The following is a 16,768-nucleotide window of genomic DNA, read 5'->3' on the forward strand; positions in this document are numbered from 1 at the left end:
ACGCCACCACATCGGCATCCGTCACCGCCACACCCTTCGGCACACCCGTCGACCCCGACGTGAACATCACGTAGCACAACCGCTCCGGATGGCCGAGCGGGCGCGGCAGCGGGGCGGTAGGCACGGGTGCGGTCATGTCCCGGTCGGGTCCGAGGACGACGACCGGCTCCGCGACGGCCAGCACCTCCGCACGGCGTGCGGGCGGCTGGGCGGGGTCCAGCGGCAGGTAGGCCGCGCCGGTCCTGCCCACCGCCAGCACCGCCACCACGAAGTCGACCGAGCGCGGCAGGTCCAGCGCGACCAGCCGTTCCGGTCCCGCGCCGCGCGCGGCCAGCGCGTGCGCCAGCCGCTCGGCCCGCGCGTCCAGCTCGGCGTAGGTCACCTGGTCCGGGCCGTCGACGATCGCGACGGCGTCCGGGTTCGCGGCGGCCACCGAGGCGAACAGCGCCGCCGTGCCGCCCTCCGGGACCGGCACCCTGGCGCCCGCGCTGGCCCGCGCCAGCACCGCGCGCTCGGCCGGGGTGACCAGGTCGAACGAGGCCAGCGGCAGGTCCGGCGCGGCCAGCGCGGCGGTCAGCAGCCGGGTGAACCGGTCCGCCAGCGCCGCCGCGGTGTCCGGGTCGAACAGCGCCGTGCGGTACTCCAGCGAGCCGGCCAGCGCACCGTCCGCGCGTTCGGCCAGCAGCAGCGACAGGTCGTGCTTGGCGGTCGCACCGCCCACCGGCCACGGCCGCGCGGTCAGCCCCGGCAGCTCCACCGGCGCGGGTTCGTCCGCGCCGAGCACGAGCATCACCTGGAACAGGGGGTGGTGCGCCGGCGAGCGGGGCGGGTTGAGCACCTCGACCAGTCGCTCGAACGGCACCTCCTGGTGTGCGTAGGCGGCCAGGTCCGCCGCCCGTGCCCGGTGCACCAGCTCGCGCAGGCCGGGGCGTCCGCCGGTGTCCAGCCGCAGCACCAGGGTGTTGACGAAGAAGCCGACCAGGTCGTCCAGCGCGCCGTCGGTGCGCCCGGCGACCGGGGTGCCGATCGGGATGTCCGGGCCCGCGCCGTGGCGCGACAGCAGCGCGGCGAACGCGGCGTGCACGACCATGAACACGCTGGCCCGGTGTTCCCGGGCGAACCGGGTGAGCAGCCGGTGGGTGTCCGGTCCGATCACCACCGGCGTGCGGTCGCCGCGGGGGTCGGCGGTGGCGGTCCGGGGCCGGTCGAAGGGCAGGTCGAGCCGGTCGGGCAGGTCCGCCAGCGCGGTCCGCCAGTGCGCCAGCCCGAGCGCCAACGGGCTGCCCGGGTCGTCCTCGGCGCCCAGCGCCGCGCGCTGCCACAGGGTGTAGTCCGCGTAGTCCACCGGCAGCGGCGCCCACGTCGGCGACGTCCTGTCGTGGCGGGCCCGGTAGGCGGCAGCCAGGTCGGCGGTGAACGGCGCCGCCGACCAGCCGTCGGTGGCGATGTGGTGCACGACCACGAGCAGCACGTGGTCGTCGGGTGCGAGGCGGAACAGCCGGGCCCGCACCGGAGGGCTGCTGGCCAGGTCGAACGGCACGGCCGTGGCGGCGGCCAGCGCCGCGTCCAGCTCGGGCGCGGTCACCTCGACCACGGGCAGCTCCGGCGCGATGGCGGGCAGCACCGCCTGGTGCGGTTCGCCGTCGGCCTCGGGGAAGACCGTGCGCAGTGGCTCGTGCCGGCGCACCAGGTCGCCGAGCGCGGCGCTCAGCGCCTGCACGTCCGGCTCGCCGCCCAGCCTCAGCGCGAAGGGCACGTGGTAGGTGCCGTGGCCGTCGTCCACGCGGTTGAGGAACCACAGCCGGCGCTGCGCGTAGGACAGCGGGACGCGTTCGGGCCTGGGCATCCTCCCGGGCGCCGGGCCGGCGGTCGTCTCGGCCGCCGCGATCCGGGCCGCCAGGCCCGCCACCGTGGGCGCCTCGAACAGCACCCGCATCCCGAGGTCGACGCCGAAGGCCGCCTTCACCCGCGACACGACCCGGATCGCCAGCAGCGAGTGCCCGCCCAGCTCGAAGAAGCCCTCGTCCGCACCCACCTCCGGCACGCCGAGCACCGCGGCGAACACCTCGGCCACCGCGGCCTCCAGCGGGGTTGCCGGGGCCCTGCCGATCGCGGCCTTGCCGGTCGACGCGTGGCCGGGTGCGGGGAGGGCGCGGTGGTCCAGCTTGCCGTTGCGGGTCAGCGGCAGCTCGTCGAGCACCACGACCGCGGCGGGCACCAGGTGGCCGGGCAGCACGTCGGCCGCCCGCGCCCGCAGCGCCGCCGGGTCGGGCTCGCCGCCGGGCGCCGGGACGACGTAGGCGACCAGCCTGCGGTCACCCGGGTTGTCCTCGCGGACCACGACGGCGGCCCGCGCCACGGCCGGGTCGGCGGCCAGCGCGGCGACCACCTCGCCCGGCTCGACGCGGTGCCCGCGCAGCTTGAGCTGGTCGTCGGCGCGGCCGGCGAACACCAGCACGCCGTCCGCGCGGCGCGTGGCCAGGTCGCCGGTGCGGTACATCCGGGCGCCGGGCGGGCCGAACGGGTCGGGCGCGAACCGTGCGGCGGTGCGGGCCGGGTCGCCCAGGTAGCCGCGCGCCAGGCCCTCGCCCGCCACGTACAGCTCGCCGACGACACCGGGCGGCACCGGGCGCAGCGCCGCGTCCAGCACGCGGACGGCGGCGTAGGAGTGCGGCCGGCCGATGGGCACCGTGCCGGCGGGCAGCGGGTCGCCGGGCTCCAGCCGGTGCTCGGTGCAGTTCACGCACACCTCGGTGGGCCCGTAGACGTTGACCACCGGCACGTCCGGGTGCCGCGCGCGCCACGGCGCGAGGTCGGCGGACACCAGCTCCTCGCCGCCCAGCATCAGCTCAGCGGTGGGCGCGGCGACGTCCGGCAGGTTGGCGAGCAGCGGCAGGTGGCTCGGGGTGGCCTTGAGGAACGCCGGCCGCACCGCGAGGTCGGCGTCCAGCGCCGCCAGGTGCAGGCGCCCGCCGACGCTCAGCGGCGTCCACAGCGCGGTCACCGTGTGGTCGAAGGACACCGGCGAGTGCACCACGACCGGGCCGTCGAGCCCGGCGTACGCGCCGCGCGCCCGGTTGAGGTACCCGGCCAGCGCCCGGTGTTCGACCACCACGCCCTTGGGCACGCCGGTCGAGCCGGAGGTGTGGATGACGTAGGCGGGGTGCCCGGGGAGCAGTGGCGCCACCCGGTCGTCGTCGGTGACAGCAGCGGCGTCGAGGTCGTCGGTGACCGGCAGCTCGGTCAGCACCAGCAGCGGGTGGGCGTCGCGCAGCAGGGCGGCCGTGCGCGCGGCGGGCAGGCCGGGGTCCAGCGGCAGGTAGGCCGCCCCGGAGGTGGCCACCGCCAGCAGCGCCACCACCTGCGCGGCCGAGCGGGGCAGCGCCACCGCCACCAGCCGCTCGGGCCCGGCGCCGCGGGCGATCAGCCACCGGGCCAGCTGGTTGGCTGCGGCGTCCAGCTCGGCGTAGGACAGCTCGGTCCCGCCGTCCACCACCGCGACCGCGTCGGGGGTGCGGCGGGCCTGGGCGGCGACCAGGCCGGGCAGCAGGGGCCCGCCCAGCGGCCGCCACGGCGCCGTCAGGGCGCGGCGCTCCCGCTCGTCGAGCACCTCCAGCTCCCCGATCGGCCGGTCCGGGTCGACCGACGCGGCGGTGAGCAGGCGGACCAGGCGCGCGCCGAGCGCGGTGGCGGTGGCGTGGTCGAAGACGTCGGCGCGGTGCTCCACCGCGCCGGTGATCCCGGCGGGCCGCCCCTCGGCGTCGCGGCGCAGCACGCAGCGGACGGTGAGGTCGAACCGGGCGGCGGTGGCCTCGACGGGTTCGCCGACGACCTCCAGGCCGGGCAGCTCCGGCGGCGGCGCGTCCTGGTCGACCACCACCAGCATCACCTGGAACAGCGGGTGCCGCGACGGCGAGCGGGTCGGGTTGAGCCGGTCCACCAACTGCTCGAACGGCAGGTCCCCGTGGGCGTAGGCGGCCAGGTCGGTGTGGCGCACCCGGTCGAGCAGGGTGCGGAACGACGGGTCGCCCGATGTGTCGGCGCGCAGCACCAGCGTGTTGAGGAAGAACCCGACGACCTCGTCCAGCGTCTCGTCCGGGCGGGTGGTGATCGGGGTGCCGATCGGGATGTCGGTGCCCGCGCCCATCCTGGTCAACAGGGCCGCGAGCGCGGCGTGCAGCACCATGAACGTGCTGACCTGGCCATGCCCGGCCAGCCGAGCCAGGTTCGCGTGCGCCTCGGCGGGCAGGTCGAACCCGGCGGCGCCGGCCGGTCCCGTGCCCGAGGCCGGGTAGGGGCGGTCCGCGGGCAGGGTCAGCGCCTCGGGCAGGTCCGCCAGGGCGGCGCGCCAGTGCTCGACCTGGCGGTCGAGCGCGGGTTCGACGTGCTCGCGCTGCCACAGGGCGTAGTCGGCGTAGGCCACCGGCAGTTTGGTCCACTGTGGACTTGTGCCGGCCCGGCGGGCGGTGTAGGCCTCCGCGAGGTCGCGCAGCAGCACGGGAACCGAACCCGCGTCGCCCGCGACGTGGTGCAGCACCAGCAGCAGGACGTGCTCGCGCTCGCCCAAGGCGAACACCACCGCCCGCAGCGGCAGGTCCGCCGCGAGGTCGAACGGCTCCGCGGTGGCCGCGCTCAACGCGGCCGGCAGATCCTCTTCGGACACCGCGCGGGTCTCGGCCACGACGGTCGCGGAGGCCGACACGACCTGGTGCGGCACGTCGTCGGTCTCCGGCAGCAGGGTGCGCAGCACCTCGTGCCGACCGACGAGGTCCGCCAAGGCCGCGTCGAGCGCGTCCCGGTCCAAGGCCCCGCGCAGCCGCAGGGCGATCGGGACGTTGTAGAGGCCGCCGGGGTCGAGGCGGTTGAGCAGCCACAGCCGGCGCTGCGCCAGGGACAGCGGCACGCGCTCGGGCCGCGGCGCCGGGCGCACCGGGGGCCGGACCGCGTCCCGGGGCGCGCTGGCCAGGGCCGCGCCGAGCAGGCGGGCAAGCCCGGCGGCGGTCGGGGCGTCGAACAGCGCGCCGATGGTCAGCTCCACGCCGTGGGCTGCGCGCACCCGGCTGATCACCCTGGTGGCCAGCAGTGAATGCCCGCCCAGGGCGAAGAAGTCGTCGTCCGCGCCGACCCTCGGCAGGCCGAGCACGTCGGCGAACAGCGCGCAGAGGATCTCCTCGCCGGGTGTGCGCGGCGCGCGGCCCGACGCCAGGGAGGTCAGGTCGGCCGCGGGCAGCGCGGCGCGGTCGAGCTTGCCGGTGGGGCTGAGCGGGAGCCGGTCGAGCACCACGACCACGCCGGGCACCATGTGGTCGGGCAGGGTGCGCGCGGCGAACGCCCGCACGCCGGACGGGTCCACCACCGCGCCGGCGACCGGGACGACGTAAGCGGCCAGGGTGCCGCGTTCCACCTCCACCACCGCCGCGGCGGCCACCGCCTCGTGCGCGACCAGCGCGGCCTCGACCTCGCCCGGCTCGATGCGGAAGCCGCGGATCTTGACCTGCTGGTCGGCGCGGCCGACGAACTCCAGGTTGCCGTCCGCGCGCCACCGGACCACGTCGCCGGTCCGGTACATCCGGGTGCCGCGGCCCTCGAACGGGTCGACCACGAACCGCTGCGCGGTCAGGCCGCGGCGGTCCAGGTAGCCGCGGGCCACGCCGTCACCGGCCAGGTACAGCTCGCCGGGCACGCCCACGGGCACCGGGCGCAGCGCGGCGTCCAGCACGTAGGCCCGCACGTGCGGCAGGGGCCTGCCGATGGGCGGCGCCTCGGAGGGGCGCAGCGGTTCGGTCATGGTGGCCACGACGGTGGTCTCGGTCGGCCCGTAGACGTGCACCAGCGTGCGTCCCGGAGCCCAACGCGCCGCCAGGTCCGCCGAACACGCCTCACCCCCGACGATCAACCCCCGCAACGACGGCAACTCCCGATCCGGCAGCGAAGCCAGCATCGAGGTGACCAGGTCGGTGTGCGTGATCGCCTGGTCGTCGATGAGCGCGGCCAGCTCGTCACCCGCGACGTGCTTGTCCGGTGCGGGCAGCACGAGGGTGGCGCCGGTGGACAGCGCCATCGTGATGTCCGCCATCGACACGTCGAACGCGATCGACACCGCCAACAGGAACCGGCTGCCCACCCCGATCCCCAACCGCTCCACGTGCGACCGCACCATCCCCGCCACACCCCGATGCGTCACCACCACACCCTTCGGCCGACCGGTCGAACCCGAGGTGTGGATGACGTACGCGGCGTTGGCCGGGGTGAGGCCGGTGCGGTCGGGATCGGTGTCGGGACGGTCGGCGACGGCCGGGTCGGCGACCACCTCGGGAGTCACGACCAGCACCGGGCGCGCGTCGTCGAGCAGCCGCGCGATCCGGTCGGCCGGGTGGCCGGGGTCGATCGGCACGTAGGCCGCGCCGGTCTTGAGCACCGCCAGCCACGCCACCACCAGCTCGACCGAGCGCGGCAGCGCCAGCGCGACCAGCCGCTCCGGTCCGGCGCCCCCGGCGCGCAGGTGGTGGGCCAGCCGGTTGGCCCGGCGGTCCAGCTCGCGGTAGGTGAGCGCCTGCCCGGTCACCCCGTCCGGGAAGCACTCGACGGCGGTCGCGTCCGGGGTGCGGGCCGCCTGGGCCGTCACCAGGTCCGGCAGCAGCACGGGTTCGACCGGCCGACCGGTGTCGTTCCACCGCTCCAGCAGGCGCAGTCGCTCATCCGCGGGCATCGGGTCGAGCGCGCCGATCGGACGCGCCGGGTCGTCGGCCATCGCGGTGAGCAGTCGGACCAACCGGTCGGCGATCTCCCCCGCCTGCTCGGCGGTGAACACGTCCGGCCGGTGCACCACGCGCAGCGACAGCCGCGGACCGGGCACGGCGGCCAGGCCCAGCGGGTAGTGGATGGCGTCCACGCCGTCGGCGCCGAGGACACGCACCCCGCCGCCGGACAGCTCACCGGGGTCCGGGTAGTTCTCGAACACGGTCAGGGTGTCGAACAGCTCCTTCAGCCCGGTGAGCCGGGTGATCGCGGTCAGGCCAAGGCCGAGGTGGTCGGTCAGCCCGGACAGCTGGTGCTGGAGGCCGACCAGCAGGTCCTCGGTGGAGCACGCCGGGTCCAGCCGCACCCGCACCGGCACGGTGTCGAGGAAGAAGCCGACCATCCGCTCCACCCCGGGCACCTCCGGCGGCCGGCCGCTCACGGTCGTGCCGAACACGACGTCGTCCCGGCCGGTCAGCACGCCCAGCAGCAGCCCCCAGCCGGCCTGCACCACGGTGTTGACCGTGGTCCCGCAGCGCCGGGCGAGCGCGGCGATCCGCGCGGTGGTGGCCTCGTCCAGGCTCGTCGTGACCGGCACGGTGGGCTCACCGCGCCCGGCACCCGGCGCGACCAGGGTCGGCTCGTCCACCCCGGCCAGCAGCGCAGCCCAGGCCCGTTCGGCCGCCGGCCGGTCCCGGCGGGCCAGCCAGTCCAGGTAGCCGCGGTAGGAGGGGGCGGGTTCCAGCACGTCCCGGCCGCCGGCGGCGTGGAGCGCGACCAGCTCGCGCAGCAGCACCGGCATCGACCAGCCGTCGAGCAGCACGTGCTGGCTGGTCACCGCGAGCCGCCACCGGTCCGGGCCCAGGCGCAGCAGCGCGAACCGGACCAGCGGCGGCGTGGCCGGGTCGAACCGGGCCGCCAACTCGGCGGCGAGCACCGCGTCGGGGTCTTCGGGCAGCTCCACCAGCCGCCACGGAAGCGGTGTCCCGGCGGCGACCACCTGCACCGGCCGCTCACCGTCCGCGCGGTAGGCCGCCCGCAGCACGGGGTGGCGGCGCAGCAGCGCGCGGGCGCAGCGGCGCAGCAGGTCCGGGTCGAGGTCGCCTTCGAGGTCGACGACGAACTGGGTGGTGTAGGCGTCGCGGCCGTCGTCGTAGAGCGCGTGGAAGAGCATCCCCTCCTGCAACGGGTTCAGCGGCCACACCTCGACCAGGTCGGGCACCTCGGCGTCGAGCCGGTCCACTTCGGCCGGGGACAGCCGCACGAGCGGGAAGTCCGAGGGGGTGTGGCCGCCGCGGTCGAGCCGGGACAGCCCGGCCAACGCCCGGAACCACAGCGCCCCCAGCTCGCGGACGTCGGCCTCGTCGAGCAGGTCGCCCGGCCAGGTCCACTCGACGACCAGGCGCGGCCCGTCGGGGTGGTCTTCGGTGAGCGCGTTGACCTCCAGCTCGTGCGCGAACGGCGTGCGCGGGTCCTCGGCACCGCCCAGCGCCCCGCCCACGGGCGCCCAGTCGGCGTCCTCGGCCACGACGAACCGGCCCAGGTAGTTGAACTCGACCCGGGGCGTGCCCAGGTCGTGGCCCTTGGTGTGGCGCAGCAGCCCGAAGGACAGGCCACGGTCGGCGGCGGCGCGCAGGCTCTCCTTGGCGCGCTTGAGCAGGCGGGCCGGGTCGAGGTCGGTGACGTCCAGCCGGACCGGGGAGATCGAGGTGAACCAGCCGACGGTGCGCGACAGGTCGATGCCCTCGGCGAACTCCTCCCGGCCGTGGGTCTCCACGTCCAGCAGCACCGCGTCGCGGCCGGGGCGCCACCGCGCCAGCGCCGTGGCCAGGCCGGCCACCAGCACGTCGTTCACGCCCGCGTGAAAGGCGGCGGGCACGGTGGTCAGCAGCGGCGCGGTGGTCGCGGTGGGCAGGGTCAGGGTGAGGGTCCGGCCGCGGGCCACGACGTCGACGGCCGGGTCGAGGTCGCGGCGACCCAGCGGCGGGTCGGGCGTGGCCAGCACCTCCCGCCAGTGCGGCAGCTCCGCGGCGGTCCGGGGGTCGTCGGCGTGCTCGGCCAGCCGCTGCGCCCAGCGGCGGAACGACGTGCCGACCGGTTGGAGCGCCACGCCGGGCGTGCGCCACGCCTCGGCCAGGTCCGGCACTAGGATGCGCCAGGACACCCCGTCCACCACCAGGTGGTGCAGGCACAGCAGCAACAGGCCGGGTCGGTCGGGGCCAGCGTCGAACCACACCACGCGCACCAGCCGCCCGTCCGGCGGGGACAGCTCGGCGGCGGCCCGGTCGGCGTGCCAAGCCAGGAACTCCTCGTCCGGGTCGACCGCCGTCACCCGCAGCACGCAGTCCTCGGCGCGCACCGCACCGCGCGGCGGGACCGTGATCGTCCAGTCGGGACGGTCGGTGGCGATGCGGGCGCGCAGCACGTCGTGGTGGTCGAGCACGGTCTGCACGGCCTGGACCAACCGCCGCTTCCCCACGTCGGCGGGCACCCTGAGCAGCACGGACTGGTGGAACCGGTCCACCGGGCCGCCCCTCGCGGCCAGCCAGCGCACGATCGGCGTCGGCCGCACCTCGCCCAGGGCCGTGCCCAGCGCCTCGGCGGGCGCGGTCGCGGCGGTGGCGATGGCGGCGAGGCGTTCGACGGTGCGGTGCTCGAACACCTCGCGCGGGCTGAAGGCCAGCCCCTCCGCGCGGGCCCGGCTGACGAGCTGGATGGACACGATGCTGTCGCCGCCCAGGTCGAAGAAGCTGTCGTCCACGCCGACCGCGGGCACCTCGAGCACCTCGGCGAACAGGTCGCGCAGCACCGCCTCGCGCGGGGTGCGCGGAGCACGCCCGGAAACTCCGGAGCCCAGGTCGGGCACCGGCAGCGCGGCGCGGTCGAGCTTGCCGTTGGGGCTGAGCGGGAACCGGTCGAGCACCACCACGGCGGAGGGCACCATGTAGTCGGGCAGGGTCGCGGCGCCGTGCTCGCGCACCCCGGCGGGCACCAGTGCGCGCCCGGTCCGCGGGATGACGTAGGCGAACAGCCGTCGCCGCCCGGCCCGGTCGTCGCCCGCCACGACCGCGACCCGCGCCACGTCCGGGTGGCGGGCCAGCACGTTCTCCACCTCGCCCAGCTCCACCCGGAAGCCGCGGATCTTGACCTGCTGGTCGGCGCGCCCGACGAACTCCAGGTTGCCGTCCGCGCGCCACCGGACCACGTCCCCGGTCCGGTACATCCGACCGCCGCGGCCCTCGAACGGGTCGGCCACGAACCGCTCGACGGTCAGCCCGCGGCGGTGCAGGTAGCCGCGGGCCACCCCGTCACCGGCCAGGTACAGCTCGCCGGGCACGCCCACGGGCACCGGGCGCAGCGCGCCGTCGAGCACGTAGGCGCGGGTGCCGGGCAGGGGTGTGCCCATCGGCGGGGCGGCCGTGCCGGTGGCCGGTGCGCTCATGGTGGCCACGACGGTGGTCTCGGTCGGCCCGTAGACGTGCACCAGCGTGCGACCCGGAGCCCAACGCGCCGCCAGGTCCGCCGAACACGCCTCACCCCCGACGATCAACCCCCGCAACGACGGCAACTCCCGATCCGGCAGCGAAGCCAGCACGGCGGCGACGAGGTCGGTGTGCGTGATCGCGTGGTCGTCGATGAGCGCGGCCAGCTCGTCACCCGCGACGTGCTTGTCCGGTGCGGGCAGCACGAGGGTGGCGCCGGTGGACAGCGCCATCGTGATGTCCGCCATCGACACGTCGAACGCGATCGACACCGCCAACAGGAACCGGCTGCCCACCCCGATCCCCAACCGCTCCACGTGCGACCGCACCATCCCCGCCACACCCCGATGCGTCACCACCACACCCTTCGGCCGACCGGTCGAACCCGAGGTGTAGATGACGTAGGCGGCGTCGTCGACGGTCAGCGGCCGGGTCCGGTCGGCGTCGGACGGGTCGCCCCGCCCGGACCGCCGGTCCTGCGGCTCCCCCGCCCCGACCAGCACCACGGGGACGTCGGCGGTGGGCAGGCCCGCAGCCACCGCCTCGGTGGTGACCAGCAGCGCGGGCGCGGCGTCGGCGAGCATGAACCCGATGCGGTCGGCCGGGTAGGCGGGGTCCACCGGCAGGTAGGCGGCGCCGGTCTTGAGCACCGCCAGCCACGCCACCACCAGCTCCGCCGAGCGCGGCACCGCCAGGCCGACCAGCCGGTCGGGGCCCGCGCCCAGCGCGATCAGCCGGTGCGCCAGCAGGTTCGCCCGCTCGTTGAGCGCGCGGTAGGTCAACTCGGTCGCGTCCGACTCGGCCACCACCGCCAGGGCGTCCGGCGTGCGGTGCGCCTGTGCGGTGACCAGCTCGGGCAGGGTGAGCGGCCGGTCGACCGCGCCCGCAGGCGTGGCCCACCGGGTCACCAGGTCGTGCTCCTCGGCGGTGAGCAGGTCGACCTCGCCCACGCGCGCGGCCGGGTCGGCGACGACCCCGGCGAGCAGGCGGGTGAACCGGCCGGCGACGCGTTCGGCGGTGGCCCGGTCGAACAGGTCGGTGCTGAACTCCACCACGCCCGACACCCCGGCCGGCACACCGCCGGCGCGCCGCTCCACCAGGTCGAAGGCCAGGTCGAAGCGCGACACCCCGACCGAGGGCACGGAGAACCCGGCGGTCAGGCCGGGCAGCTCCACCTTCGGCTCCTGCTGCGCCTGGAAGGCCAGGAACACCTGGAACAGCGGGTGCCGGGACTGCGTGCGGTCCACGGCCAGTCGGTCCACCAGCCGCTCGAAGGGCACGTCCGGGTGGGCGTAGGCGCCGACGTCGGTTTCCCGCACCCTGGCCAGCAGTTCGGCGAAGGTCGGGTCGCCGGAGGTGTCCACGCGCAGCACGAAGGTGTTGACGAAGAAGCCGACCAGGTCGTCGAGGGCCGGGTCGGTCCGGGTGCCCACCGGGCTGCCGATCGGGATGTCCGTGCCCGCGCCCAACCTGGTCAGCAGGGCGCTGACGGCGGCCTGGAGCACCATGAACACGGTGACGCCGTGCGCGCGGGCCAGCTCCGCCACCGCCCGGTGCAGCTCCGCGTCGACGTGCACCGGCACGGTGTCGCCCCGGTAGCTGGGCGTGGCCGGCCGCGGCCGGTCGGTGGGCAGCTCCAGGGCTTCGGGCGCACCGTCGAGCGCGCCGCGCCAGTAGTCGAGCTGCGCGGCGAGCACGCTGTCCGGATCGGACTCCTCCCCCAGCAGCTCCCGCTGCCACAAGGTGTAGTCCGCGTACTGGACGGGCAGGTCGGCCCAGTCCGGGGCCGCGTCGCCGAGGCGGGAGGCGTAGGCGGTGGACAGGTCGCGGGTGAACGGCTCGGTGGACGGGCCGTCGCCGGCGATGTGGTGCAGCACCAACAGCAGCACGTTCTCGGTCGGGCCCAGCTCGAACAGGTGGGCGCGCAGCGGCGTCTGCGTGGTCAGGTCGAACGACCGCTGCGCCTCGGCCACGACCAGCTCGTCGACCTCGGCCTCGCGGGCGGGCCGGACCAGCAGCGGCGGCGCGCCCTCGACCGGGTCGAGCACGTGCTGGGCGGGCCGCCCGTCGTGCTCGGGAAAGGTGGTGCGCAGCACCTCGTGCCGGTCCACCAGGTCGGTCAGCGCGGCCCGCAGCGCGGTGCGGTCCAGCTCACCGGACAGGCGCAGCACCATCGGGATGTTGTAGAGCGCGCCGGAGTCCTCGTACCGGTTGAGGAACCACATCCGCCGCTGGACGAACGACAGAGGCACCTCGGCCGGGCGCGGCATCCGGCGCACCGGCTCGCGGCCCGCGTCGGCCCCGCCCAGCCGCCGGGCCAAGCCGGCCGGCGTAGGCGTCTCGAACAGGTGCCGGATGCGCAGCTGCACGCCGAACACCGCAGCGATCCGGCCGACCAGCCGGATGGCCAGCAGGGAGTGCCCGCCCAGCGCGAAGAAGTCGTCGGTCACGCCCACCTCGCGGCCGAGGACCTCCGCGACCAGCTCGCACAGCAGCTCCTCGCGCGGGTCGCGCGGGCGCTCGCGGACCCGGTCGACGGCCGACCAGGCGGCGCCGTCCGGTGCGGGCAGCGCGGCGCGGTCGAGCTTGCCGTTGGGGGTGAGCGGGAAGGTTGCGTGCTCGACCAGCGCGGCGGGCACCATGTAGTCCGGCAGCGCCGCCACGAGCCGCGCGCGCAGCGAGTCGCGGTCCACCGGGCCGTCCGCGACCACGTGCGCCACCAGCGCGTCCCGGTGCAGCACCACCGCCGCGGCGGTGACGTCCGGGTGCGCGGTCAGCGTCGCCTCGATCTCGCCCAGCTCCACCCGGAAGCCGCGGACCTTGACCTGGTGGTCCACCCGGCCCAGGTACTCGAGCTGCCCGTCGGGCGCCCAGCGGGCCAGGTCGCCGGTGCGGTAGAGCCTGCCGCCGGGCTCGCCGAACGGGTCGGCGACGAAGCGCTGCGCGGTCAGGCCGGGCCGGTCGTGGTAGCCGCGCGCCAGGCCGAGGCCGCCGATGTACAGCTCGCCGGCGACACCGGGCAGCGCGGGCCTCAGCCAACGGTCCAGCACGTAGACCTGCGTGTTGTCGATGGGCGCGCCGATGGACGGCGCGCCGGGCCGGTCGTCGAGCCGCCTCGCGGTGGACCACACGGTGGTCTCGGTGGGCCCGTATAGGTTGGTGACCTCGACCGCCTCCGCGCGCAGCCGCGCGGCCAGGTCCGGCGGCAGCGCCTCGCCGCCGACCAGCACGCGCAGGCCGCGCAGCGCTCCGGGCGCCTCGGACGCCAGCGCCCGCCACAGCGACGGGGTGGCCTGGAGCACGGTCGCGTCGACCGAGGTGATCAGCGCCGCCAGGACCTTCGGGTCGAGCACGGCCTCGCGCGGCGCGACCACCACCCTGGCACCGGCCAGCAGGGGTAGGAACACCTCCAGGGCCGCGATGTCGAACGCGGCGGTGGTGACCGCGACCAGGGTGTCGCGGTGGTCCATCGGGAAGTGGCGCGCCATGGCGACCAGAAAGTTGTCCAGCGCGTCCACCGGCACGACCACGCCCTTGGGCCGGCCGGTGGAACCGGAGGTGTAGATCGTGTACGCCGCGTCGGCGCCGTGGGCGGGCCGGGAACGGTCGGCGTCGGTGGGGTCGGTGTCGGGCCGGTCGGCGAAGTCGCCGGGCACCAGCTCGGGCACGGCCGCCGCCGCGTCGGGCGTCGCGGTCAGCACCAGCACGGGGCGGGCGTCGGTCAGCACGTGCCCGATCCGGTCGGCCGGGTGGTCGGGGTCGATCGGCACGTAGGCCGCGCCGGTCTTGCGCACCGCCAGCAGCGCCACGACCAGCTCGGCCGAGCGCGGCAGCGCCACCGCCACCGAGGTGCCCGGTCCCACGCCGCGCGCGATCAGCTCGTGGGCCAGCCGGTTGGCCCGCCGGTTCAGCTCGCCGTGGTCGAGCACCAGGTCGCCGAACAGCAGCGCGGGCCGGTGCGGCGCGGCGGCGGCCACCGCCTGGAGCCGTTCGACCAGCCCGACGCCGGGCGGCGGGTGGTCCGGGCCGCGGCCCAGCTCACGGGTGCGGTCGGCTTCGGCCGGGTCGAGCAGGTCCAGCGCGGTCACCGGGGCGTCCGGCTCGGACACCGCCCGTGCCAGCAGTCGGACCAGCCGCGTGGCCAGCGCCCGCGCGGTGCCGTGGTCGAACAGGTCGGTGCGGTACTCCAGCTGCCCGCCGATGCCGTCGGGCCGCTCGACGCAGGTGAACGCCAGGTCGAACCGTGCGGTGCGCAGCGGCTCCAGCCGGGTGTCGACGTGCAGGCCGGGCATCCGCACCTCGGCCTCCGGCACGTTCCGCAGCACCAGCAGGGTCTGCACGAGCGGGTGACGGCCCGCGACCCGGTTCGGCCTCAGCTCCTCCACGAGCCGCTCGAACGGCACGTCCGCGTTGGCGAGCGCGGCGAGGTCGGTGGCACGCGCCCGGGCCAGCAGGTCGCGGAAGCTCACCTCGCCCGAGGTGTTCAGCCGCAGCACCAGGGTGTTGACGAAGAACCCGACCGCGCGGTCCAGCGCGGGGTCGTCCCGGCCGGCCACCGCCGCGCCGATCGGGATGTCGGTCAGGCCGCTGAGCCGGGACAGCAGCGCCGCCAGCGCGACGTGCAGGACCATGAACAGGCTGGTGCCGGTCTCGGCCGCGAGGCGGTTCACCGCGTCGCGCAGCGCGGCGGGCACGGAGAAGTCGAGGGTGCGGCCGGGTGCGCCCGACTCGGGTCGGCGAGGGCGGTCCAGCGGCAGCGGTAGTTCCTCGGGCAGGCCCGCGAGGGTCGTGCGCCAGTGGTCGAGCTGCTCCGGTTCCGCGCGCTTCCACAGCGCGTAGTCGGCGTACTGCACCGGCAGTTCGGTCCACTGTGGAGCATGACCGGCCAGTCTCGCAGTGTAGGCGGCGGACAAGTCGGCCGACAGCGGCGCGAGCGACCAGCCGTCGACCGCGATGTGGTGCAGCGCCAGGAGGAGTTCGTGCGTCCCGTCGTCCACTTGGAACAGGTGTGCCCGCAGCGGTGGCTCGGAGGTGAGGTCGAACGGCCGGGCGGCGGCCTCGTGGCGCGCCTCGGCGAGGTCGTCGCCGGTCACCCGCACGTGCTCGACCGGCACCTCGGCCGGGTCGAGCACGTGCTGCCGCGGCACGCCGTCGACGCCGGGGTAGGTGGTGCGCAGGACCTCGTGCCGGGTGACGACGTCGGTGAGCGCGGCGCGCAGCGCATCGTGGTCCAGCGTGCCGGACATCCGCAGCACGAAGGGGATGTGGTAGCTCGCGTCGTCGCTGTCGGCGCGGTTTAGGAACCACAGACCGCGCTGGCCGGGCGAGGTCGGGAGCACCTCCGGGCGGACCGCGCGGCGCAGCGGCGGCCGGGCGGTGCCCGCCCGGTCCAGGTGTGCGGCCAGTTCGGCCACCGTGGGGTGCTCGAACACCGCGCGCATCCCGACCTCGACGCCCAGCGCGGCACGCAGCCGCCCGGCCAACCGCATCGCGGCCAGCGAGTGGCCGCCGAGGGCGAAGAAGTCGCTGTCGGCGTCGACCTCGGTCACGCCCAGCACGTCGGCGAAGACCTCGCACAGCGCCGACTCGCGCGCGTTGCGCGGCGCCCGCCCGGCCGCGGCCACCGGCGGCGCGGGCAGCGCCCGGCGGTCGACCTTCCCGTTGGGGGTCAACGGGATCGCGTCGAGCAGCACGACCGCGGAGGGCACCATGTAGGCGGGCAGCACGGCGGCCACGGCGTCGGCCAGCGCCTGCGGCGTCACCACCCCGGCGGGCACGACGTAGGCGACCAGGCGCTTGTCACCGGGCCGGTCCTCGCGTGCCACCACACTGGCTTGCGTCACGTCCAGCCGGCCGGCCAGCACCCGCTCGACCTCGGCGGGCTCGATGCGGAAGCCGCGCACCTTGACCTGTTCGTCGACCCGGCCGGCGAAGACGAGCGCGCCGTCGGGCCGCCGCCGGGCCAGGTCGCCGGTGCGGTACATCCGGGCGCCGGGCGGGCCGAACGGGTCGGTGACGAACCGCTGCGCGGTGTCGCCGGGCCGGCCCAGGTAACCGCGCGCGAGCCCGGCACCGGCCAGGTAGACCTCGCCGATCCCGCCGTCGGGCACCGGCCGCAGCGCGGCGTCAAGCAGGTGGACGCGGGTGTCGTCGAGCGGGTGGCCGATGGGCACCGGGTCGGGCACCGGGCCACCGGCCGGGATCGGGTACCGGGTGGCGAAGGTCGTGGTCTCGGTGGGGCCGTAGCCGTTGACCACCGTCGTGTCCGGGCACGCCTGCCGCACCCGGCGCACGGCCGAGGCGGGCAGGACGTCGCCGCCCGCCCACACCTGCTGCACACCGGCCAGGCAGCCCGGGTCCTCGGCGGCCAGCAGCGCGAACAGCCCGGCGGTGAGCCACAGTGCGGTGACCCCGCCCTCGACGATCACCCGCGCGAGCACGTCCAGGTCGAGGTCCCCGGGTGGGGCGAGCACGAGCGTGCCACCCGCCAACAACGGAACCCAGATCTCATACGTCGACGCGTCGAACGCCACCGGCGAATGCACCAA

The 16,768-nt window shown here is 76.1% G+C and carries 1 protein-coding gene; it reads right to left on the reverse strand.

Annotated features, from left to right (window positions below; translation table 11 throughout):
* A partial coding sequence (locus AB0H12_RS44300) for a non-ribosomal peptide synthase/polyketide synthase (RefSeq protein ID WP_499632552.1) occupies positions 1-16,768 on the reverse strand: 16,768 nt, incomplete at both ends.

Origin of the sequence: Actinosynnema sp. NPDC023794 (genome assembly GCF_040639675.1) — a bacterium.
GTDB lineage: Bacteria > Actinomycetota > Actinomycetes > Mycobacteriales > Pseudonocardiaceae > Actinosynnema > Actinosynnema luteola.